Annotated in this window: 26 protein-coding genes; 7 read left to right on the forward strand and 19 right to left on the reverse strand. The window is 36.1% G+C overall.

All coding sequences use genetic code 11. The features are described from left to right. Positions 1-43 precede the first annotated feature (43 nt). Positions 44-889 (reverse strand): GLPGLI family protein, encoded by an 846-nt coding sequence (locus tag ACY2RS_RS02315; RefSeq protein ID WP_490096983.1) that lies wholly within the window; start codon positions 887-889, stop codon positions 44-46. Between the two features lie 126 nt (positions 890-1,015). On the opposite strand from ACY2RS_RS02315, the gene ACY2RS_RS02320 reads away from it, so the two are divergent. The 5 genes from ACY2RS_RS02320 (at position 1,016) to ACY2RS_RS02340 (ending at position 4,658) form a co-directional block, all read left to right on the forward strand. Beyond that, a complete protein-coding gene (locus ACY2RS_RS02320; RefSeq protein ID WP_490096984.1) occupies positions 1,016-1,381 on the forward strand; it encodes a DUF2200 domain-containing protein in 366 nt (121 codons plus the stop codon). Between the two features lie 70 nt (positions 1,382-1,451). After that, positions 1,452-2,003: an NUMOD4 domain-containing protein gene (locus ACY2RS_RS02325; RefSeq protein ID WP_490096985.1), complete on the forward strand. Its 552-nt coding sequence runs from the start codon at positions 1,452-1,454 to the stop codon at positions 2,001-2,003. 70 nt (positions 2,004-2,073) lie between these two features. Beyond that, positions 2,074-2,862, forward strand: coding sequence for a response regulator transcription factor (locus ACY2RS_RS02330; RefSeq protein ID WP_490096986.1), 789 nt, complete (start codon positions 2,074-2,076; stop codon positions 2,860-2,862). 87 nt (positions 2,863-2,949) lie between these two features. Further along, positions 2,950-3,297 carry a hypothetical protein gene (locus tag ACY2RS_RS02335; protein ID WP_490096987.1) on the forward strand — a complete coding sequence of 116 codons (348 nt, stop codon included), beginning with the start codon at positions 2,950-2,952 and terminating at the stop codon, positions 3,295-3,297. Beyond that, positions 3,294-4,658, forward strand: a complete 1,365-nt coding sequence (locus ACY2RS_RS02340) for a Kelch repeat-containing protein (RefSeq protein ID WP_490096988.1) — start codon at positions 3,294-3,296, stop codon at positions 4,656-4,658. Before ACY2RS_RS02335 ends, ACY2RS_RS02340 begins: the two co-directional genes overlap by 4 nt. Here ACY2RS_RS02340 and ACY2RS_RS02345 read toward each other — a convergent pair. Together ACY2RS_RS02345 and ACY2RS_RS02350 are read right to left on the reverse strand one after the other, a co-directional pair. Beyond that, the gene (locus ACY2RS_RS02345; protein WP_490097092.1) at positions 4,655-5,560 is read right to left on the reverse strand and encodes a geranylgeranylglycerol-phosphate geranylgeranyltransferase; all 906 of its coding nucleotides are present in this window, start codon (positions 5,558-5,560) and stop codon (positions 4,655-4,657) included. The genes ACY2RS_RS02340 and ACY2RS_RS02345 overlap by 4 nt on opposite strands. Before the next feature lie 27 nt (positions 5,561-5,587). After that, entirely contained in the window at positions 5,588-6,526 is a 939-nt protein-coding gene (locus tag ACY2RS_RS02350; RefSeq protein WP_490096989.1) for a mevalonate kinase family protein, read from the reverse strand. 152 nt (positions 6,527-6,678) lie between these two features. On the opposite strand from ACY2RS_RS02350, the gene ACY2RS_RS02355 reads away from it, so the two are divergent. Next, positions 6,679-8,049, forward strand: coding sequence for a T9SS type A sorting domain-containing protein (locus ACY2RS_RS02355; protein WP_490096990.1), 1,371 nt, complete (start codon positions 6,679-6,681; stop codon positions 8,047-8,049). Here ACY2RS_RS02355 and ACY2RS_RS02360 read toward each other — a convergent pair. The 4 genes from ACY2RS_RS02360 to ACY2RS_RS02375 form a co-directional block, all read right to left on the reverse strand. Then, positions 8,046-9,125 carry a diphosphomevalonate decarboxylase gene (locus tag ACY2RS_RS02360; RefSeq protein ID WP_490096991.1) on the reverse strand — a complete coding sequence of 360 codons (1,080 nt, stop codon included), beginning with the start codon at positions 9,123-9,125 and terminating at the stop codon, positions 8,046-8,048. The two genes, ACY2RS_RS02355 and ACY2RS_RS02360, sit on opposite strands and share 4 nt — an antisense overlap. A gap of 75 nt (positions 9,126-9,200) precedes the next feature. Next, positions 9,201-9,731, reverse strand: coding sequence for a DUF1697 domain-containing protein (locus ACY2RS_RS02365; protein WP_490096992.1), 531 nt, complete (start codon positions 9,729-9,731; stop codon positions 9,201-9,203). Continuing rightward, positions 9,724-10,140, reverse strand: a complete 417-nt coding sequence (locus ACY2RS_RS02370) for a DUF4174 domain-containing protein (RefSeq protein WP_490096993.1) — start codon at positions 10,138-10,140, stop codon at positions 9,724-9,726. The genes ACY2RS_RS02365 and ACY2RS_RS02370 overlap by 8 nt, the downstream gene beginning before the upstream one ends. Further along, on the reverse strand, positions 10,137-11,378 hold the full coding sequence (locus ACY2RS_RS02375; protein WP_490096994.1) for a BaiN/RdsA family NAD(P)/FAD-dependent oxidoreductase: 1,242 nt from the start codon (positions 11,376-11,378) through the stop codon (positions 10,137-10,139). The genes ACY2RS_RS02370 and ACY2RS_RS02375 overlap by 4 nt, the downstream gene beginning before the upstream one ends. A gap of 183 nt (positions 11,379-11,561) precedes the next feature. Here ACY2RS_RS02375 and ACY2RS_RS02380 point away from each other — a divergent pair, with 183 nt between their 5' ends. Beyond that, a complete protein-coding gene (locus ACY2RS_RS02380; RefSeq protein ID WP_490096995.1) occupies positions 11,562-12,290 on the forward strand; it encodes a hypothetical protein in 729 nt (242 codons plus the stop codon). On the opposite strand, the gene tsaB is transcribed toward ACY2RS_RS02380, so the two are convergent. The 12 genes from tsaB to ACY2RS_RS02440 form a co-directional block, all read right to left on the reverse strand. Then, positions 12,277-12,948: a tRNA (adenosine(37)-N6)-threonylcarbamoyltransferase complex dimerization subunit type 1 TsaB gene (gene tsaB, locus ACY2RS_RS02385; protein ID WP_490096996.1), complete on the reverse strand. Its 672-nt coding sequence runs from the start codon at positions 12,946-12,948 to the stop codon at positions 12,277-12,279. The genes ACY2RS_RS02380 and tsaB overlap by 14 nt on opposite strands. After that, entirely contained in the window at positions 12,948-14,240 is a 1,293-nt protein-coding gene (locus tag ACY2RS_RS02390; protein WP_490096997.1) for an efflux RND transporter periplasmic adaptor subunit, read from the reverse strand. Before ACY2RS_RS02390 ends, tsaB begins: the two co-directional genes overlap by 1 nt. Position 14,241: 1 nt before the next feature. Continuing rightward, positions 14,242-15,588 (reverse strand): TolC family protein, encoded by a 1,347-nt coding sequence (locus ACY2RS_RS02395; protein ID WP_490096998.1) that lies wholly within the window; start codon positions 15,586-15,588, stop codon positions 14,242-14,244. Between the two features lie 70 nt (positions 15,589-15,658). Continuing rightward, positions 15,659-16,825: an efflux RND transporter periplasmic adaptor subunit gene (locus ACY2RS_RS02400; protein WP_490096999.1), complete on the reverse strand. Its 1,167-nt coding sequence runs from the start codon at positions 16,823-16,825 to the stop codon at positions 15,659-15,661. A 93-nt stretch (positions 16,826-16,918) separates the two neighbouring features. Continuing rightward, positions 16,919-18,178: an ABC transporter permease gene (locus ACY2RS_RS02405; protein WP_490097000.1), complete on the reverse strand. Its 1,260-nt coding sequence runs from the start codon at positions 18,176-18,178 to the stop codon at positions 16,919-16,921. Positions 18,179-18,235: 57 nt separating this feature from the next. Further along, positions 18,236-19,480, reverse strand: coding sequence for an ABC transporter permease (locus ACY2RS_RS02410; RefSeq protein ID WP_490097001.1), 1,245 nt, complete (start codon positions 19,478-19,480; stop codon positions 18,236-18,238). Then, positions 19,473-20,195 (reverse strand): ABC transporter ATP-binding protein, encoded by a 723-nt coding sequence (locus tag ACY2RS_RS02415; RefSeq protein WP_490097002.1) that lies wholly within the window; start codon positions 20,193-20,195, stop codon positions 19,473-19,475. The genes ACY2RS_RS02410 and ACY2RS_RS02415 overlap by 8 nt, the downstream gene beginning before the upstream one ends. Positions 20,196-20,346: 151 nt before the next feature. Further along, positions 20,347-20,565: a hypothetical protein gene (locus tag ACY2RS_RS02420; protein WP_490097003.1), complete on the reverse strand. Its 219-nt coding sequence runs from the start codon at positions 20,563-20,565 to the stop codon at positions 20,347-20,349. Position 20,566: 1 nt separating this feature from the next. After that, positions 20,567-21,145 carry a DUF420 domain-containing protein gene (locus tag ACY2RS_RS02425; protein ID WP_490097004.1) on the reverse strand — a complete coding sequence of 193 codons (579 nt, stop codon included), beginning with the start codon at positions 21,143-21,145 and terminating at the stop codon, positions 20,567-20,569. After that, entirely contained in the window at positions 21,145-21,834 is a 690-nt protein-coding gene (locus ACY2RS_RS02430) for an SCO family protein (RefSeq protein WP_490097005.1), read from the reverse strand. The genes ACY2RS_RS02425 and ACY2RS_RS02430 overlap by 1 nt, the downstream gene beginning before the upstream one ends. Then, positions 21,831-22,520 (reverse strand): hypothetical protein, encoded by a 690-nt coding sequence (locus tag ACY2RS_RS02435; RefSeq protein WP_490097006.1) that lies wholly within the window; start codon positions 22,518-22,520, stop codon positions 21,831-21,833. The genes ACY2RS_RS02430 and ACY2RS_RS02435 overlap by 4 nt, the downstream gene beginning before the upstream one ends. Positions 22,521-22,712: 192 nt before the next feature. After that, the gene (locus ACY2RS_RS02440; protein ID WP_490097007.1) at positions 22,713-23,156 is read right to left on the reverse strand and encodes a cytochrome C oxidase subunit IV family protein; all 444 of its coding nucleotides are present in this window, start codon (positions 23,154-23,156) and stop codon (positions 22,713-22,715) included. Between the last annotated feature and the right edge of the window lie 20 nt (positions 23,157-23,176).

A 23,176-nucleotide genomic window follows, 5' to 3' on the forward strand; every position in this document is an offset into this window, starting at 1 on the left:
TTTGGTTGTGTTTGTTTTCGGCAAAAGGCTGTAATGATAAAATTTAGTTTCTTCTTCTACCTCTATTATTTCTCATTTCCATCATTTTACCAACGATGGTTTCTTTATAGGCAGCTTTGGTAATTTCTTTTCCTTTTTTTGGAGCTATAATTTCCATTTTCTCTTCTGGGTTCATAACTACTTTAGAACATAACATGGTTGTGTTTCCAGCAGTAACTTCAAGGATCAGACCTGGTAATCCGTGGTATTCTGCAGGGCCGTGGCTTACTGGGATTTGTAAGGTATACCATGCTTCAACGTTTACTGTTGGTACTTCGGCGACAGGTTCTCCTTCTTCATTAGTTGCAGTATCGGATGCATCTGGAGCTGGTGTTCTTCTTAGTTCGGCCCACGAAAAGTCGTACCAAGTTAATTCGTTTTCTGGAATCGCAGCTGTGGCTTTAAAGCACGTGTATTGCCCGATTACTTTAGATTCTTTTTCTAAGTTCCAGTCAATAGTATGTAAGGCATCTTTTACTAGAAACTTCTTTCCGTAGAACTCTTGGCTTTGCACCAATTTGCTATCTTTTATGTTTTTGTATTGTTCTCCTCTTGAAAAGTTGCTACCCCAAGTATCAGTAGCACCTGCCATAGCATCGATTTGTTTTTCTTCGTTAAAGACAGATTCGGTTTTGTTAAAATCTAGAATATATACTTTTTCTAGTCTGTTTTTTAAACGTGCTTGTACTTGTTTTAGCTCGGCTTCGCTTCTACCCTTTCCCCAATTCCCTAATTCCATTTTAGATTTTGAAAAATAATATGCTTTGCCTTGAAATTCTTGAACGTTTGGCGTAAAAGAAACAAGCATTAAAAAAGAAAGTAAGACTAGTTTGAACGTAATAGATTTCATGATGGAATGTGTTACAATGTTTAACGAATGTAAACAAAGATTAAACCTAAGCATGGCTGTTTTTTAAAACATTAACATAATTTCATTTTTCTAGTATCTTTATAAAACTATTTAAAAATTATCTTCATGTCTACTACACCAGAACACGATGCAAGAGTAGCAGCTATCACGTTTGCATCTGTATATCCTCACTATGTCCACAAAGTTGAAAAGAAAGGACGAACAAAGGAAGAATTACACCAAGTAATAACCTGGCTCACCGGCTTTGACAACACCAAGATCCAAGAACTCATTGATAGAAAAGCAACCATAAAAACCTTTTTTGAAGAGGCAACGCTGCATGAAAATGCACATTTGATTAAGGGTGTGATTTGTGGCTATAGAATTGAAGACATAGATACACCACTAACCAGACAAGCACGCTATTTAGACAAATTAATAGAAGAATTGGCTAGAGGAAGGAAGATGGAGAAAATTTTGAGAACATCTTAGTTGTAAAACACAGAATTTGGAACTTAGTTTAATTCTAGTATCTTTAGGAGTTTAAGTATAAAACTCCCCCATGATTAGAAGTTATAGAAACGAGGTATGGAAGCCTATTATTTTTGACACTAAAGTTTCAGAAAACGAACATTACCAAATCTCAAATTTTGGTCGAATTCTTAATTGTAAAGGCGAAAAACCTTTTTTAATAAAGTCTTCAGACAGTAATGGCTATAAAGGCTTTAACGTTAGACAAAAAGCAAACAACCGTTTAACAAGACGGTATCTTCACAAACTCTTAGCCCAACATTTCTTGGAAAAAAAAGAAGGCCAGATATATGTAATTCACTTGAATTATGATAAAAATGATAATTCCCTAAAAAACTTGCAATGGGCTACTAAAAGAGAAAAAGAAATCCATCAATTTACCAATCCTGATTACATTAACCAACCTCCTAGGATAAACTATTCAAAACTTACTGAAACTAAAGTCATGTTGTTAAAACGCAAATTAAACGATCCAAATAGGAGAACACGTTTAAAGATCCTCGCAAGGCAATTTGGTGTTTCAGAAATGCAATTGCATAGAATTAAAACAGGTGAAAATTGGGGACATATTAAAGAGTATTGATTCCAACATTAATGCAATATAACTCCTCCTCAATTTTAAATGATTTAAAAACACTAAGCCCCAATACCGCATGAACATCTACGATGGCCCTTACTTAAAAGTACAATTCGAAGAAGAGAATAACAGATTTATAAATTCATGGAAAACGCCACCAACAACTGCAGATGCTTTTAAGAGTGAATTACTCGAGTACCTCGCTGCGCTTGAAAAGATAAATCCGACTCAAATTATCTGGCTACAAGAAAATTTCACCTATAAAATTGAGGATTCCACAAAACTGTGGGTAGAACAAAACATTCTTAGACCCAGATTTGAAGCAGGGTTTGTAAAAGAAGACAAAGATGGATACCACCCCATTGCCTTTGTTGTTGGGCAAGATGTACTTACACACATGGAAGTCATGGGTGTTTTTGATGCTCCTAATCCCAGTGTCTTTAATCCAAAACATTTTGCAACCAGAAAAGAGGCTGAAGATTGGCTTGACCGGGAGTTTTTGTTTGATCCAACCGAGCACAAAAAGACTGAAATTATCTATAAAGGCTTGGGTGAAAATGGAAAAGCAATTCTTGAAGTTCGTAGCCCAACAAATGAGATTACCAACACCATTAAAACTTTTAAATCTATTCTTGAAGAGAATGAATTTATTAAAGAAAATGTAGACAAATACTCCTTACTCACCAAAAGAGAAATAGAAGTGTTAACGTTGATAGGTAAAGGAGAAAAGCATCAAAAAATTGCCGATACCCTCTTTATTTCGATTCATACCGTACGAGAACACCTAAAAAACACCAAACAAAAATTAGGATTGAGTGCTAACCCAGACTTGCTAAAATTTTACAATGCTTTTTTAAAGAAATGATGTAATATTTAAACTGTTAAATATTTAGTAAAGTCATATTGAACATAAGAACAATGCACTAACTTTGAGTGTATTAAGTTAATCGTTATGAAAAATTTAGTTTTTGTTCTATTATTATCAGTCCTAGCCACTCCTTCTTTATTTGCTCAAACAAACATTTTGGAGTTAGATTCTAATCAAAGTATGTGTATTTCTGGAAAGGGAGTTGGTCAAGATGCTGCTATAAATCCTTTTGGAGATAAAAACAGTATTGCCATTGTGAAAAATCTAGGAGAGACCCCTTTTAGTATCCGATTACAAAAAAAAGGAACTATTATAAAAACAGTTTTAATTGGTGCTAATGAAACAAAAGAAATAGTGCTTATCAAAGGACATGAACTTTATTTTGATAGTACTAAAAAAGCAAAGGTAGATGTTAGTTTCAGAGAAAAATGAAATTAGCCATCTCACACTACCAAGAAGTTATCGTACTTCTATTAGTTAGTCTATTCACTAATCCTATTTTTTCACAGACAATATCTGGTATTGTTATAGACGCTACTACCAAAAGTCCTATCCAAAATGTACATGTTGTTCTTTTAGATACAAAAATTGCCACTTTTACAGATGCAAATGGTTTTTTTGAAATCTCGATAGATCCTGAAATCAATACTAAAATAGTAGAATTCACCTTTCTAGGCTATGCCTCAAAAACCACAGTAATACAGGAATCTGACACTGTTATTTCCCTTCAAAAAGTAATTGAACCCCTCGATGAAGTAGCCATTCAAACTGAAAAAAAACTAAAAAGACAATTAAGTTTTAGTGAGCTTCCTGGACTTAGCAAAGGGGCTCATTCATTTGCCTCCTTACTTTTAAACGACAAAATATATGTGTTTGGTGGTGATGCATCTTTTGAAAAGAACAGTGGCAAAAAAGCATCATTAAAAACCGTTGGAATCCCAGGAGTTACTTTTACAGATTTTATAAAAAGATATGAAAACAATGAGCCTTGGACTCAATTTTCTAATAAACTACAAATTTTTGACATCGCTAAAAACACTTGGGAGATAGCTCCCATCAAACTAAGAGAAAGGGCGTATCATTCAGTTACCAATATTGGTGAAGTATGTTACATCTTTGGTGGCAAACGCTTGACACCAAATAACACGTATGTTGATACTACAATTGAAGTAGTAGATTTAAAAAACAATCGTATTGTAATAGATTCTAGCAATCCTCATAATGCGGTAAACGCTATGTCTTTTGCGTATAATGATAAAATTATTTTACTTGGAGGAAGTACAAAAATAAACAGAATTGGAAATAAAGAGTATATGGAAAATGCCCATTTTCTGAACACCTCCAATGGCTATTGGTATGACATCCCAGCAGTAGGCATAAAAAAAGAAACACAAGGCGTATTAATTGACAATACCCTTTTTACTATAGGTGGGCATAATGGTCGATCTCTAAAAAAAATTGAAAGTTTTAACCTAGAGAAAAGTACAGAATGGACAGAAGAGGCCACCCTTTTTAAAAGATTAGCAAATCCAGGAATTACGCATCACAATGATACCATATTCATTTATGATGAAGGTTTTTTTTACACCTTCAACATATATACAAAACAATTAAGGTCTTATAGCATCGACTTAATGATTGTAGCCCCAAAACTTCATTATCACAAGGGGAATATATACATTATTGGAGGTTATCATGAAACTAGTTTTTCTAAAGAACCCTCAAGAAAAATGTATAAAGTAGCTTTAAGTGAGTTTTTGAATACCCGCTCTATAAGACAAGAGATGTTTTAAAAAACCCGACTCAATACAACATCTACATTGATAAGCACGATGCTAAAAACACCCACTACAATGATAAATTTTAAAATATTATGTAATGCTACGTAATGTTTTTTTTGTACAGATTTCCAAAGTATGATAACAAATATAATAAGCGCAGCAATGCTACCATAAAAGTAATAAGACATATAGCCAATTGGAAATTTTGCAAGCAGCAAACACGTAGGCACTAAGGTAGCAACACTTAAAAAGCTAAGCATCTTTTTGGCTACAGGAACTCCGTACACAACAGGTATGGTTTTATAATTTTGGGCTAAATCTCCCTTCATATTTTCAAGGTCTTTTGTGAGCTCTCGCATAGCAATAAGCAAGAATAAGAAGGTAGCATGCACAAAAATGACGCTGTTAAAATTTCGGTAGTAAATAAACACCGCAAAAAATGGGATTACCGCCAAAATAGCTGCCGTGATATTACCCACAAATAAAAACTTCTTGAGTTTGTGAGAGTAAAACCAAATCGCAAAAATATAGATAGAAAAGAAAGCAACTGCCCTAAAAGAAACATAGCTAGCAGCAATCACAGATAAGAAATTAAGTACAAAATAACCAGAAAGTTTTGTGTTCTGACTCACCAATCTGTCTAACATTGTTTTTCTAGGCCTATTGATAAGATCTTTCTCACTATCATAAAAACTATTAATAATATACCCACCTGCAATGGCAGCTGCAGAAGCCAACACTAGCATCAATAAATTAAGATCGAACAACACCTTCCCTAGTGGTAAGTGAGGTGCTAAAATATAGATGGAGGTAAGATACTGTGCTAGGATAATAATTAAAATATTATACCCACGAACTACAGAGAATAAGCTGAAAAACTTTAACAAGATGTGTTTTTGCTTTCGGCTTAGCATCATAAAAATTATAGTGTGAAATAAGCGTTAGAAGTTATATACAACTTCTAGTTTATGTCCTTCTAAGGCAGCACGTGCTGTATCGATATCTTCGGTAAAACCTAACATGTAACCTCCGCCACCAGAGCCACATAATTTAAGGTAATACGCATTGGTATCGATTCCTTTTTTCCAAAGGGTATGAAACGCTGGAGGAATCATAGGTTTAAAGTTATCAAGAACCACTTTTGAAAGTTGCTTCACATTTCCGAAGAGTGATGTTACATCTCCTTTTAAGAAATCGTGAACACAGGCATCGGTATGTTTTACAAATTGATTCTTCAACATACTTCTAAACCCTTCTTGTTTCATATTTTCCATAAAGATGTTGACCATAGGTGCAGTTTCACCAGTGATACCACTGTCTAATAAAAACACAGCTCCTTTTCCATCTGTTGTTTGAGAAGGAATATCGGCGCTTTCTATATCTTCTTTACTATGAATTAAAATAGGTAAGCTTAAGTAACTATTTAAAGGATCAAGACCTGAAGACTTTCCATGAAAAAAAGACTCCATCGCCGCAAAAATATTTTTTAAGGTCAGTAGCTTTTCACGAGTTAAATTTTCAAGAACAGTGATTTTATCTGTAGCGTATTTATCATAAATAGCGGCAACTAATGCCCCACTACTTCCTACGCCATATCCTTGAGGAATACTACTGTCAAAATACATTCCTTCACTTACGTCTTCTTGAAGTGTTGCAACATCAAAAGCCACCAAATCTGGTTGGTCTTTCTGTAATTGCTCTAAATACACTGCAAAACGTTTTAGGCTATCATTAGATTTGGTAGTCGCCACCGTATGGTGCTCATCCATTTTTAATGCGCCGTTATAAAAGTTATAAGGAATCGATAAACCTTTGGAGTCTTTGATGATACCATACTCTCCAAAGAGTAATATTTTTGAGTAGAAAAGAGGGCCTCTCATAAATGATAGATTTGTATCATTAAAGATACGTAATAAATACAAAGATAGCTGAAATCCATAAATTATATGTTATGAAATTCCCAAAAACCATCAAAAACACAAAAGCCTAATTACTTGATTTTTTGTATCTTAGTTATCATAACAATCTAGCTATGAAAAAAACAGTATTTCTTTTTAGTTTTTTGGTTTGCACCTTTCTAATCAATGCGCAAACACATACTTTTTTAAATGTAAATGGAGATAGTAATTGGCACAATCCTGCCAATTGGTCTGCCAACAGTGTACCCGATGCAACAAGTTCGGTTGTTATTCCAGATGGTTTTGAAGCTATTGTAACAGCTCAAAATGCTTTTGCAAACACCATTACACTTGAGGGGGCAGCCATTCTTGAGTTAAACAATCTTTTGCAATTAACGAGCACCCTAGATATTTCACCTGTCGCTAACTTAAAACTTAAAAACGGTCATATTACGGGTGGGATGATTAACAATGAAGGATTTATTAAAATTACTGAAGCACTCCAAAAACAAATCACACAAGTCATCATTAACAATAATAACAGTATCATCATACAAGATTCTGGCGTTCTTAACCTATCTCTAGTGACCATTAATAATACTACTGATGCTATTTTTGAAATCATCGGGAATTCTGGATTGGTTAACAACGATGAAGACACACAGTTTAACAACTTTGGGCTGTTTAAGAAAAGTTATAATGGTACCAACATTGGTAATTCATACGTAATACTAGATTTCACAAACGATGGCATTATTGATATCGACACAGAAGAAACGCTCTTGTTTTTATCGCCACTATCTTCCCTACACAATACTAGCACTGGAACTATTCAAGGAACGGGTACGCTAGATATCACTGGAGATTTCATCAACGAAGGGACCGTTTCTCCTGGAGGAGATGAAATTGGCACACTTAGTTTTGTAAATACATTTCATATTAACAATGGAACGCTAGCCATAGATATTAATACCGAAAATGACCATGATAAAATACAGATTCTAGGCAATACAACTATTGAAGGTGATATTATCATACAATCTGAAAACCAAGCGTCCCAATTAGATGCTTTTTATACCATTGATATTCTTACTTCCTCACAAGGTATTGATAGCTGTTCTTTACCAACGCAAATTAGTTATAAGACATCTGACGGGATTGAAGCTTGGATTGTAATATTTAATGTGAACTGCGAAACGAATACCATTCAGCTTGAAGTTTTAGAATTAATTATACTACATACTGAAGAATTGAAAACCCCATCACTATTCGAATTAACTAGCAATCCTGTGTCAAGTACTGCGGAAATTTTAGTGACTCCCAACCTGCTTTCTGAAAATGTGACCCTTAGCATTGTAGATGGTTCAGGAAAACAACTACAAACCCAGAATATTTCCGAAGAAAAAACAAGGATAAACACTAGTGCATTATCAAATGGCATTTACTTTATCCAAGCAACTAGCAAGGCACAAAAACAAACAGAAAAACTTGTAGTACAGCATTAAATTTCCGAAGCGCCAAGTCCAACTTGGTCATGGATGTACTCTCCATTTTTACAGAAGGTAGCGAGCTCTTTTTTGATAAATAATTGTACAGTCTCTTTCTCGGCTTCTGGATATAACACATGTACATTAGCACCTGCATCTAGCGTGAAACAAAGCTTGCTTCCCGTATTTTTTCGATATTCCCAAATACGGTTTAGTATCTCAAGTGTGTTAGGTTTCATCAAAATAAAGTAAGGCTTGCTAGCCATCATCATGGCATGTAATTGTAAGGCTTCACTTTCTACTAAAGAAATGAAAGCGTCTAAATCCCCTTGTTCAAAAATAGGAATGAGCTTTTGTAAATTTGCATTAGCTTCTTTAAAACGTTCTTGTGCATAGGGATTGTTATGCATCAAGTCATGCCCAACGGTACTACTTACTTGTTTTTCTCCTTTATCTACCAATAAAATAGTGTCTTGATAGTTTCTGAAATGTTCGTGTATGGCAAATGGGTATCTCGTACCAAATAAGTTGCTACTGCCTTCTATGGCTGCATGTGCTCCCCAAACCACCAAAGGTCCGTCAAGACTTCTAGCAGCACTTCCCGAGCCCAGTCGCGCTAAAAACGATGTTTTGGTTTTGACAACTTCTGAAGCCAAAGGTGTTGCTGTTAGTTTTTGTTCTAGTGCCACCAAACAAGCCGCCAAAGCACACATGCCACTTGCAGAACTTGCAATACCACTACTATGCGGAAAGGTGTTTTGTGTCTTTATAGTAAATTGATAGTCTCTTATAAAAGGAACATAGGCTTCAATACGTTCAAAAAATTTCTGGATTTTAGGCTCAAATCCTGCCTCTCGATTTCCATCTAAGTACACTTCAAAATCAAACCCTGCACCTTCCTTCTTTTCATAATTCAATGTTGTTTCTGTTCTACATTGAGAAAGCGTAAAACTCACAGAGGCATTTTGAGGTAATTGTTCTCCATACTTGCCCCAGTACTTTACCAAGGCGATATTGCTGGGAGATTGGCAGGAAACACTTCCGTTTTTTATTGTTTCAGAATAGGCTTTTGGAATAAAATCTTGATGGGTCATATATAAAGTTCCTAGAGGTAAACCCCTATTATTTGCAGTTGTAAAGATACGTAAATAGGCCTCTTTGAAAAATTTTTAAAAAGCTAGTAGCTCCACAAGTTTTGCCATCGTCTTGTAATTACGAGAGGTGGCAGCAACTTGTAGCTTGTTTTCAAAAAAATTATTGTTCATTTTTGCTCTGCCAGCACCTTTAGCTGGGTAAAAATAGATACATCGTTCCAAAATATGATATTCCTCGTCTGGGAAAGAATAGGCTTGAAGTTTGGCAATTGCCTCAGTAGATGGAACTGTTGCCAATAGGGTAAAATAACTTTTCTCTTTAGTTTCCTCGGGAAAAGGACAGGTATTAAAAGTCACCTCCAATTCAAGAGCTTTTCTTACAATAATAGGGACTTCCCAACCATATTTTTTAAGAATGGCTTCTTGAATTTTTTCTGTTATGACTTCGGCAGATAGTGCCGATTCAAACACCCAATTTCCAGTATGAAGATAGACCTGAGGATTCTCAAATGATAAGTCAGATAGCATTTGTAATTGTTCCACCTTCGGAAATTTTTTAACACCACTCACATTAATACCACGCAACAGGGCTACATACCTATTCATATCCTTCTTTTTTAATTCTTTTGCGCATTTCATTTCTACGCATGGGCATTTTATCTATAAGGGCAAATAATTCTTGCGGAGCCGTGTATTGATTAGCCTCATATTTTATCTGACCGTCTAAACCGTATAACCGAATTTCAAAAACATGTTCGCTTTCTTTTACTTTAATACGTTGTGGGTTCTCAAAAAAATTATAATAAGCACAGGTAGTTGCATAGCAATCATAGAGCACGATCTTTCTATCGATCATTTCTTTTTCTAATGATAGGAACGCAGCTATTTGTTTTTGAGCAGTTTTAGTTTCATTACCATCTGCATGAATGGTAATCACGCGTTCTTTAAAATAGTGTTGGCTAAGTTCCTGCGCGAAACTTACTTGAAGTATCAATATACAGATCAGTAGTTTCATACCGATATCGTTTTAGTAATTGCGTTGGCAACCATGTAACCACCCGTCCAAGCATTCTGAAAATTAAATCCGCCCGTAATGGCATCAATATTTAAAATCTCTCCAGCAAAATAAAGACTAGGGTGTTTTTTGCTTTCAAAGGTTTTAAAATTTACCTCTTCTAGGGCAATTCCGCCAGCGGTTACAAACTCCTCTTTAAAAGTGCTTTTTCCATCTACTTCAAAATACGATTGGCAAAGTTGCTGCGCAATATTTTGTAATTTCTTTTTAGAGATATCTGCCCAGATTTCGTTAGCATCAATACCACTGGCTTGCATGAGGCTTTGCCATAAACGCTTGGGTAATTCAAATTGTGCGTATTTATATAGCGTCTGTTTTGGATGTGCTAATTTTAAAGACAATAAGGCATCTAAGAGAGCCTCTTGGGTTTCATATAAAAGCCAATTCACACGAATGGTAAACTTGTAATCTAATTGTTCAAGTACCCTAGCACCCCAAGCAGACAATTTTAAAATGGCAGGACCACTCATACCCCAATGCGTAATAAGCAAAGGTCCTTCACTTTCTAGAGCCACTTTTCCATTTGAATCGATTACTTGAACACTCACTTCTTTAGAAACACCAGGCAAATCTGAAATACGCTGATCTTTGATATTAAAGGTAAATAAAGAAGGCACCGGTGAAACGATGGTATGTCCTAAACCTTGTACTAGTTTCCAAATTTTAGGATTACTCCCCGTAGCAAGAACCAATTTTGAAGCCAAGAAAATTTCCGAAGCCGATGTAATACACCAACCTTCTTCTCTTCTTTTAATTTCTTTAACGGGCTGACTTTTTAATACTGAAATTCCCAGTTTTTGAATTTCGGTTAGAAAACAATCAATAATGGTTTGCGAACTATCTGTGTTGGGAAACATCCTGCCATCTTCTTCCATTTTAATGGCAACACCTCGTTCTTCAAACCAAGCCAATGTGTCTCCTGTCATAAAGGAATGAAAGGGCCCGAGTAACTCTTTTTCACCTCTAGGATAATTTTTACTCAGTTCATTTGGTACAAACTCTGCATGGGTAACATTACATCTTCCACCTCCAGAAATTTTCACCTTCGTAAGTACTTCTTTTCCTCGCTCTAAAATAGCAGTACGCGCATTAGGATTCATTTCTGCAACATTAATTGCAGTAAAAAACCCAGCAGCACCGCCACCCACGATAATGATATCAAATTCCTTTTCTTTCACTAGCTAAAAGTACATATAAAATGCGTGATTTAAACGCAGCATTGTAGTTTGAAAATAAGCATTAAAATACTACTAAAGTCGCCATTTATAAATTACGACTTGACATTCATAAAGCACGCGCAACAGTGTTTGCAAGCACTATATACTCTTTATACTTTTACTTAGAACATTAAATTTAGAACTATGAAAAAAGTAGCAGCAGCACTCATTTTATTTTGTTTAACAAGCACTATTAGCTATAGTCAATACTGGGATAAGCTTTTCCAAAGCGATATTATCATGTTAGATAATTATATAAAAAAGAACGAAAAAGGAATTAACTTTAAAGAAACCAAAACCTACAAAGGAACTCCATATAATAACCCTAATTACTTGCCAGGAAATGTATATAAGGATGGTACATTACTTGCCACAAATGTATCCCTAAGGTATAATGCCATTGCAGATGAGATTGAGATAAAAGAATCACTAGAAAGTCCAGATGAAGCTGCAAGAGTGCTTACCAAATCTCCAGACATTTATGTCAAAATTGTTAATGATATTTTTGTATTTGTACCTTATGAAGGAGGTATTGAAAAAGGAGGTTACTTCAACATCCTATATGAAGGACCACAGATTAGCTTGTATAAAAAAATGAACAAAAAATACACTCCTGGCAAAAGAGCCTCTTCATCATTAGTAAGAGATATACCAGCAAAATTTGATGATGCACCTGTCTATTATATTGTAAACAAAGTGGGGAAGTTTTATCAATTTCCGAAGTCAAGAAAAGGGAAATTTAAAGTCTTCGGCACTAATAAAGATGAAATGAAGCAATACACTAAGGATAAAAATCTAGATATAAACAACGAAGAAGATTTGAAAAAAATCATTGCCTATTACAACACAGTTGGTGGTATTAGTTCGAAATAAAATCTTTCAAGTAATAAGGCTCAAAATAAGCGACATCTTCGGTGTCGCTTTTCTTGTATTTGGCAGCTACAACAATAGCCATTTCTTTAGCTGATGGCAATGCTGATTCTATAAATATTGCATTAGGGTGATTGCAAATCTCTTTAAATTTTGCAACACCATCACCAATAAACGTAACACTTCCTTTGGCTAAATACCCTTCAAACGAGCTTACAGTTAAAACTTGAGCTTGTGTTTCTCGAACCTGTTCCATTTCAGAAGAAAAAATAGCCGAGTATACTTCCATCCTTCTAGCATCTAACATGGGAATTACTGTGCTAGAATCTTTCACCTGTCTTGCCAACATCTCTAAGGTAGGTACAGAAATTAAAGGAACTCCTAAAGCATAACACAGCCCTTTAGCGGCAGATACACCTATTCTTAGTCCTGTATAAGAGCCAGGACCTTTACTTACTGCTATAGCATCAATATCTTGTTTAGATAGTTTTGCAGTATCAAGGACTTTCGCAATATATTGATGTAATTTTTCGGCATGAGAAAAGTTTCTCCCACCCTCATTTTTAGGATTATCTTCCTGTAATGCAATAACGCTTCCGTTTACCGAAAGCGCTACAGAGCAATTTTTAGTTGCTGTTTCTATACAAAGTATGGTTGCCATTACTCCTCTTTTGTTTCTTCCTCTTCTTTCTCTTCTTCTTTAAGATCTATTAAATCATCACAACGAAGGGATTTTGTAACGGTGTTATAAGGTCCTGTAATTACCTCATCTCCTTCTGCTAGTCCAGATAACACTTCAATATTACTATCGTCTTGAATACCTGTTTTTATAACACGTAATCCTGCTTTGTTTCCATTCTTTACGAAGACTACTTCATATTTCTCTTCTTTCGCAGATTTGATTTTCTTCTTATCCTTTTTTTCTTTCGTACAGGTAGTATCTGTTTTAATAACAACTGCGCTAATAGGAACTCCAATTACATCATCTCGCTTCTTTGTGATGATATCGACCGTTGCAGTCATACCTGGACGAAATGGAGAATAGTTTTCTGGCTTGCCTTCTGTTAAATCTGCATATGATTCTGGAAGGATGCGTACCTTCACTTTAAAGTTAGTTACTTGATCTGCAGACAAGGCTGTTTGTGCAGAGTTTGCGATTTCAGTAACAATTCCTTTAAATTCTCTTTTTAAGTAGGCATCTACTTCTACAATGGTCTCATCCCCAACATTTACTTTTACAATATCATTTTCGTTTACATCTACTTCAACTTCCATGTTAGTAAGATCTGCAACACGCACTATTTCTGTACCTGCCATTTGTGCTGTTCCTACCACACGTTCTCCTAATTCTACTGCCAATCTTGAAATAGTTCCAGACATGGGTGCATAAATAGCAGTACGAGATAAGTTATCACGAGATTGTTTTACATTCGCTGCAGCACTTTGCACGCTGTAGTAAGCAGATTTCACATTGGCTTCGGCCCCTTCATATTCTGCAACAGAACGGTCCCAATCTAATTTTGAAATAACGCCTTTATCAAATAGCGTTTTATTTCTATCGTAGTTTGCTTTTGCATTTCTTGCAGATGCTTCTGCCTGTGCTAGCTGGGCACGCACGTTTTGTAATCCGGCCTGACTTTGACTCACCGCTGCTTGAATTAAATCTGGGTTTATCTTTACCAATAACTCCCCTTTATTAATTTGCTGTCCTTCCTTGATAGGGAGTTGGATGATCTCTCCAGAAACTTCAGAAGACAACGCTACTTCAACTTCTGGCTGTATCTTTCCAGTTGCTGCTACCGTTTCAACAATGTTGATAGGAGTAATTTTTGCGATTTCAACCTCTTTTCCTCTTTTGGTTTTACCAAAGAGTCCGGCTTTTTTACCACCTACGAGCACTAGTACTGCTACTAAAACAATACCTAAAATCCAATAAAGTGTTTTTTTCTTCATATTAAAACTTTAACTCGGTGGCTGGGATACCAAAATATAATTCCAGCACCTTTATTTTAAAAATATAGTCAAATTTGCTTCTGTTTAATTCTACAAGCGCATTGTCGTAACGTAATTTAGACTGACTAAAATCGAATGCATTGGTGGCTCCTGCATCATATCTATCTTTAGCATATTGATAAGCCAATTCTTGAGACTCCAGCGATTTTTGAGCAGCCTCATATGCTTTTCTGGAACCTTCTGCATCTACATAAGCTTGGTATACATTAGACTCTAAATCTAATTTTGCCTGCTCTAATTGAAATTTTGTTCTCTCTAGGTTTATCTTGCTACGTTGCACACTCGCTTTTGTTCTAAAGCCGTTAAGAACAGGAATGTTTAAACTTAAACCATAGCCTAGTCCATCATTTAAGTACAACTGCTCTTCAAAAGGAATAGCGACTCCCGTTAATGGGTTTGCTTGTGTCTCAGAATATCTTGTATTGTATCCAAAAAAGGCACTCAAGGTTGGCAAATTAGCTCCTTTTGCAATTTGCACATCTTTCTCTGCTATGGTTACATTTTGTTCTGCAATCTTCACTTCAGAGCGAGATTCTTTAGCTCCAGCGATGATATCGTCTACTGTTTTTAATCCTATGGTATTATTAACTACTTCATAGTCTTCTTCTGCAATATCAAAATTCTCATAATCCTTAATCAACAATAATTGCGCTAGACTAATCAAAGAAATTCTCACTGCATTTTCTGCCACAGCGATACGTTGTTGTTCGCTAGCATCGGTAGCTGCAATTTCTAATAAATCGCCTCTTGGTAATACTCCTGCATCTACCAACTCATTAGTACGTTGTATTTGTTCTTTGGTCACTAGATTTTGAGCTACTACAGCAGCAGCATTTGCCTTGTTTAAAAGCACTTGTAAATACCCATTAGCTACAAACAATGAGATATCATCTTTCATTTTATCTAATCTATACTGACTTGCTAATCTTGATAAATCTGCACGTTGTACTTGTCTAAAATTACGCAGTCCATCAAATAATGTATAGCCTACATTGGCACCTCCATTGGCAGATAAAAAAGTAGCGGTTGCTGCTTGGTTTGTAGTTGGATCGAAACTTAAACCTGTGTTTTCAGAAACGCCTGCACTTAAATTTACAGTAGGCAAGAAAGCACCTATGGCAGTCATTTTTTCAATCTCTGTTGCAGTTACATCGAGTTCGCTTTGTTTTACTGAAATGTTATTATCCAGAGCGTATTGCACACATTCGGTAAGTGTCCATTTCTTTTGTTGTGCGGTAGCCGCAGTTGCTATGGTTAAGACAAAAAATAAAATCCCTAACTTTTTCATACTTTGATTGTAGTTGCTGTGTAAGTCTTTAGCTTCTTACTTTTGTTACACTATTTGTTAAAATTTTCAATTAATTTCTGCCGCGTCCCGCAGGTCCAGCTGGTTTTAATTGATTCCAAACTTTAATATTATCCTCTTTGGTTACCCCACTTTTGATTTCTACATTAAGACCATCACTCACTCCCAACTCAATATCTTTACGCTCAAATTGTTGGTCTCCAACAGCTACCTCTACATAGGGTGCTTTTGTTTTAGGATCGTATTGTACTAAGGCTTCCTTAACACTCAACACATCTTCTGCTTTGGCTAAAATGATGGAGGCATTTGCACTTAATCCTGCACGAATAAACGTAGTATCTTTTTTATTCAGTGTTCCTTTAATTTCAAATTGTATGGCACCATTTTCACTCACTCCTTTGGGTGCAATATAATCTAATACGGCATCAAATTTTTTGTTTTCGATGGCACCTACAGTAATTTCTAGAGGAAGGTTTTCTGAAATTTTACCCACTTCACTTTCGTCTACTTTCCCTTCAAAAATCATTTTATCTACATCGGCAATAGCAGCAATAGTAGTTCCATCATTAAAGTTATTAGATTCAATTACCTGGTTTCCTACTTTTACAGGCACATCTAGGATCATTCCCGAAACGGTAGCTCTAATTTCTGTATTGGCAGCAGCTCCCAAACCTCTTGAAGTACCTGTCTTTACAATATCAAAGGTTTGTTGTGCCCCCGTAAGCCCTACTTTTTCTTGATTGAAACGTTGTTGGGCTTGATCGAAACTCAATTGGGCTTGATCAAAATCGTTGGCAGAAATGACTCCCTTATCGAATAATTCTTTTTGGCGATTGTAAATACTGCGCTGACTTTCTAAGGCCAAACGCGCGGTTTCAACTTGTGTCCTTGCACTATTAATATTGTTTTTAGCGCTGTTTAAAGAATTAATGTTAGGCACTACTTTTACCTTGGCAATTAAATCGCCACTCTTAATAACATCTCCAGCTTCTACAAATATTTCATCTATAATTCCTGAAATATTAGGCTTGATAAGCACCTCTTCTTTTGGGACAATACTCCCCGTTGCCACTGTTTTCTTTACAATTGTTTTATTGCTTGGCGTTTCGGTTTTATATACCACCGGATCTGTCTTATCTTTCGTATAGATATACCATATACCAGCAGAAAATGCAATTACAATTGCGAGTAATGTGATGATTGTTCCTGTTCTTTTCATTTCTATTACCCTAAACAGGGTTGTTTTTGGTTAAACGTTTTCTTTGTTTTACTTTTTAAATATTCTTCGGAAATTTTAAAATTTCAGAAGGCATTATTCTACCCGCAATGCATCTACAGGTTTCATTTGTGTGGCTCTGGTGGCAGGAATTAATCCAGCTAGTATTCCAGAAACGACTAATATAAATAAGGCAATCCCTATCACGCCAATGTTGACAGATGGGTTAGCAAAATTCTCTACGGGACCGCTTAAGGATAATACATAATTCATAATCCAAATACCTCCAGCGGCGGCGGCAACACCTACCATTCCAGAAAGTATAGTAAGTACTAATGACTCTTGTAATACTTGAGAACGTATGGCCCAAGGACTAGCTCCTAATGCACGTCTTACACCAATTTCTTTGGTTCGCTCTTTTACTACTATAAGCATGATATTACTAATACCAATCACACCAGACATGAGTACCAAAGCACCCACAAAAAAGCCTACAAATTTTAAAATATCAAACAAGCCCGTAATACGTCCAAAAGCTTCGGCGCGATCAAAATTACCGATGGCGCGGTTGTCTTCGGGATGAATGGTGCGTTGTTGTTTCATCACATCTAAAATGCGGGGTTTTAAGGAAGTAATACTTTGCTCATCGTAGGCTGTAATAGCCATCCAACCTACATTATCTCCCAAATTAAATACCTGCGCAAAGGTAGAAAAGGGCACAAAAATAGTATTGGCATCTTCTTCTGCATTTCCTCCTTGAGAGGGCGCATCGAAGGTTCCTACAACCATAAAATTTACTCCGTTGATCTTCACATATTCTCCAATAGGATCTTCGCCTAGATCAAACAAGCTACTTACTACACCATTACCAATGACTACCGCTTTTCGTTTACTATTCATATCTGAATAGCTAATAAAACGTCCCGCGGTGATATCTAAAGGTTTTTGATTGATAAATTCTGGAACATCACCACTTACTGTGAAGGCTCCTGTTTTTTCTTTTCTGGTCACATTATTGGCTCCGTTATAGCCTCCTAGTTGGGCTTTTGGAGAAACGTATTTTAGCTCTGGTAATTTTTCTTTTAATACAGCAACATCTTCAATCTTAAACTGAACACGTCTTCCTTTTGGTAGTCCTTTGTAGGGTTTAGAAGTACTTTGCCCCCACATAAACATCGAGTTTGATGCAAAATCACCAAAATCTTTACTCACACCATTCCTTAATCCGGTAGTGAGTGCCAAGAGTAGCACCAAAATGAAGATACCCCAAAACACTCCAAATGCCGTCAAGAAGGTTCTAAACCTATTGGCGTTTAAGGATTCTAGTATTTCGCTCCAGCGATCTCTGTTAAACATGTTTTGTTTTTTATGGTTTTAAAAAAGTAGCCACCCTATAAAATTTCCGAAGCACACCTACTCATCTCTAAGTGCCTCAATAGGTTTTATATTCGCCGCTCTTCTTGCAGGAATATACCCTGCCAAAGCACCAGCAACAATGAGAATAAACACGGTTGTGATTGCCGTATTAAAATCTACTTGGGGTGCCTTTATAAAATCGTTGTCTACCATGGGGCTCACTAGTTGCAACAAGCCAACACCTGCAAACAACCCGATAAAACCTGCAATAGCTGTAATAAAAATGGATTCCTGTAGAATGAGTCCAATAATAGAGCTAGGCAAAGCACCAATGGCTTTACGAATACCGATTTCTTTGGTACGCTCTTTTACGATAATAAGCATAATATTGCTCACACCTACCACTCCGGCAATGATGGTCCCAATCCCGATAAACCAAAATACATTTCGTATCACGGCGATGAGACTGTATATTTTTTTTGCTTCCTCTAATGTATTGTTTACGCGAACAGCCCCTCTATCGTCTGGGGCTACGGTGTGTTTTGATTTGATGTCTTGTTCTAAACTTTCAGATAATGCAGCACTCAAAGCAACAGCTTCATCAAAGTCATCACTCATCTTTACGGTGTAGGCAAGAGATCTAATTCTATCGCCGCCATTAAAGGCAATTTGTGCTGTGGGTAGCGGCACAAATACACGACCTTCTTCCCTAGCACCTCCCGGATCTGTGTAGACACCTACGACTTTAAAGTTAACGCCAAAGACAGAAATGATTTCTCCAATAGGATCTTTACCTTTAAACAAATCTTCTTTGATAATATTTCCGATGATAGCCACCTTGCGCGTTTCATCCATATCGTCCTGACTCAAAAAGCGTCCCGAAACTAGGTCGGCATTTTCTATAAATTGCTGGTCCGGATTGGCACCTTCTAATCTATAATTTCCAGTTTCACCGTTATAGGTAACTTGACTTCCCCACATATTATATATGGCAGTTTTGTATTCTAGCTGTTCTTCGTATTTATCGTTTATCTCGGTAAAATCGTCATTACGTAATTGAATACGACGTCCTGGATTTAAGCCTTTATAACCTTTTGTGGTTACACGGGTTCTTACTGCAATACGGTTGGTTGCGTCTTGCTCAAACTGAGACTTCACTCCTTTTTGGATTCCGCTGCTAAAGCCTAATAAGATGACCAAAATAAAAATACCTGATGCCACAGAGAGTCCCGTCAAAAAAGTACGCAACTTATTTTTGCCTATGGTTTCAAATATTTCTTGCCAACGTTCTATATCAAACATGTGCTTCGGCTTTAAGGCGTGCTTCGTTTGCACGCACTTGTGTTACTTTGGTATCGTCTATGATTAATCCATCTTTTAGATTTACGATACGCTTGGTCATGTGTGCAATATCATCTTCGTGCGTCACAACCAAAATGGTTTTTCCTTCATCATTAATTTGCTGGATTAGCTCCATAACCTCATACGAAGTTTTGGTATCTAGTGCACCTGTTGGTTCATCTGCTAATAGTACTTTAGGATCACTTGCCAAGGCACGAGCAATGGCAACACGTTGTTTTTGTCCTCCAGAAAGTTCGCTTGGCAAATGTGTTGACCAATTAGCTAACCCTACTTTCTCTAAATAATGGTGGGCTTTTTCCATACGCTCTGCACGTTTTACGCCTTGATAATATAGCGGCATAGCCACATTATCTAATGCAGATTTATAATTTATTAAATTAAAGGATTGAAAAATAAACCCTAAAAACTGATTTCTGTATTTAGCCGCAACTTTTTCATTAAGGTTTTTGATGTGTTTCCCATCTAAGGTATAGGCACCTTGATCTGCTTCGTCGAGCATCCCTAAGATATTGAGCAGCGTCGATTTACCAGATCCCGAAGAACCCATGATTGATACCATTTCACCTTCTTTCACAGAAAAATCGATGCCCTTTAAAACGTGTAGCGAATTGCTACCCATGTGATACGATTTATGTAAGTCGCTTATTTCAATCATGTTGGTTGTGTTGAATTACAAAGTAACAGCCTTTAGGCTGCTTTTGTGTGAAAATCTTGTTAAGACTTGTGAAATTTTTAGCCCATAAAAGTCTTACTATAAGACTCGCCAATAGATAATTTGTTACGTTTTTTAGGAAAGAAAAATGAAACTATTGTTGTTTCGCTTTTTTGCGATTTCTGTAGACCATGTATCCAATAGTACCCACTAAAAGATAAGGAAATACCATTAGGTACATGATGCCATTATTAATACCCTTTGCTGCTGCTCCACTTTCTTCACTTTCTAACACAGCACGGCACATCGCACACTGCGCATCTGCTGGAAGTAAGGCTAACAAGAACAATAAAAGAAGGATCCCTTTTTTCATATTAGTTGGGATAATAAGGTGAAATCATTACAAATACAATCACTCCCGTGATGGCAACATAGAGCCATAATGGAAAAGTTATTTTTGCTATTTTTTTATGCATTGCAAAATCTCCTCTTAATGCTCTTACATAAGTCACCAATACAAACGGAATTACTGTAATAGATAACAAAATATGCGTTAACAGCAGAAAATAATACACGTACTTTATAGCACCTAGTGCTTGGGATTCGGCATCAGACACTAAACCATCTCCATTTACATCACCAAACTTTGTAGAGTCTGAAGTCATATGATAAGCAACATACAAGGCTAAGAAAACCACCGATAAACCAATGGCAATCTTCATAAAGACCTCATGTGATTTTCGGTTTCCTTGTTTAATTTGTATCAACGCCATGATTAGAATAAAAGCCGTAAGCGCATTGATACTTGCATATATAGGAGGTAAGAATCCTAGTCTTTCTACTCCTGGGATACGCACAGTAAACAATACTGCTACCACCACAGGAATGGCAATGGAGAGTATCCAAATCCAACGGTTGTATTTTTTTTGAGATGCGTTTGAAAGTGCTTCCATTATAGTATTTTTTTAATGTCTTCAATTAACATATCGATACCTTCTTGTTCTAGTCCGTTATAGTAGAACAAAGGGTTTCCGTGTTTGTCTTTTCTAGAGCGCACCGTTCCGCTTTGATCTATGAGTGCAAATAAGCCAGAATGTGAAAAACCATCTGCTTCATCTTCATCTTCTGCAGCAAATAATTTAAATCCCTCATTTGAAAGTTTAAAAATTTGGGTTTTATCGCCTGTTAAGAAATTCCAATTTGGGTGATTGGCACCATATTGATCTGCATAGGCTTTTAATATTTCTGGGGTATCGTATGCTGGATCTATGGTAATAGAAGCAATTCCGAAATTTTCTTGGTCGGCAAAGGCTTCCTGTACCTGTAACATGTTTCTGTTCATAATAGGGCAGATAGTGGTACAGCTTGAAAAGAAAAACTCAACAACATAGACCTTGCCTTTATAGAAATCGTTTGTAATGGTATCGTTTTTCTGGTTAACAAAGGAAAATGAAGGCACATCCTGTAAACCCAATAGTAAGCCAGAAGTATCCTTAATAATATCGGCATCTTGAGCTTTAAAATTACTCATCCTATCATTATCGACTACTGTACCTCTTAAAATTCTATCATGAATTCTTGGGATAAAAATGACCCCAAAGATTAAAATAACTGCCGATAAGCCTATGTACTTTGTTTTCATTTCTCTTGCTGTACTAAAATTTCGTTACGTCTACTATTTTCTTTGGTTTCTCTTCTGTACTCTGCCAATACTACTTTTACATCATCACTCATTCTGTTATTAATATCACCGATATCTGCAGAGTTGTAGCCATAGACCATTCCGTCTGGCACATCTTCATCATCGTTTCTTCCTCGTAAATTCACATCTTTATCTACAATGAATACATACTCACTAGATAGTGCAGTGTCTAATTGATACCCACTCTTGAGCGACGCAAACACTTCTTGGATTGCAGCTTCGGTTCCAAAAGCATATTTCCATGCTGTGGTGGGTGCAATTTCTGAAATTTTACTGGTTAGAATCTTGGCTCCGTTTCTTGCCTCTTCAGGCAGTAAAATCAAAAATTGGAACTCGTTGTATTCGTGATTCTTTTTGTAAATCTTATGAGCTAGATTATACGTATAGGCTTTTGTCTCAAGCGGTGTTTTTCCAAAAAACCCAAGGACAGTAATTTTATTATCTAATGTTACAGGGGCTCCATTTAGGTCTTTAAATTGAGAAACAGGATTTATATTTTCAACTAGTACAGGTAGTTTCCCGAAGTTGTTCACTCCTGTAGCAAAGAACATATAGATGGCGATGGGCAATAGAAATAACACCCCTAGCACTAGTTTCTTTTTAATAGTATTTTCGTTTGTTTCCAAAAGCTTTATTTAGTGTTGCAAAAATACGCTACAAAACAATGGTTGCCAAAGCAGCAAGGTTAATATTCATTTAAAATTTCAGCCCAAACAATACAGAGACAACATAAAAAAATCCCACTGAAACAGTAGGATTTTTTTTATATCATATTTCCGCTCACCTAGGCATGTAGTTTTAGTGAAGTATAAAGAAAATTAAAAGTCGAATTTTATGTAATTTTCTTTGTAAACCTCGAAGATATAATCTCCTTCAATAAGTAAGATTAATACTAGGTAACAGATTAAGAATATTGCGGTCCAAACTACCATACGACGTAACCCTTTTGTTTCGTCGCGCATGTGCATGAAATCCCATGTAATGTAATATGCTTTTACAATGGTAAGTAAAATAAAGATTAAGTTTAGAGGCTTCATGTAAATGAATGGAGACAAGAAAATGTTCCCCATGGTTGCAAAGAACCCTCCTTCGAAAGGAGACATAAAAGCAGTCATTAATGATGCAGGCTTTACAATACCTAACCAAACCTCAATAATGGTTACTATAGAAAGGAAGATAAAAACTCCCCAAATTTTTTGTTCGTTAGTTTTGAACTTGAGCTTTCCTTTAAAGATCGCTAAATTATGTTCGTGATGTGCCATTTTATAGTGTACTATATATT

The sequence above is a fragment of the Patiriisocius sp. 208BN25-11 genome, from assembly GCF_058147145.1.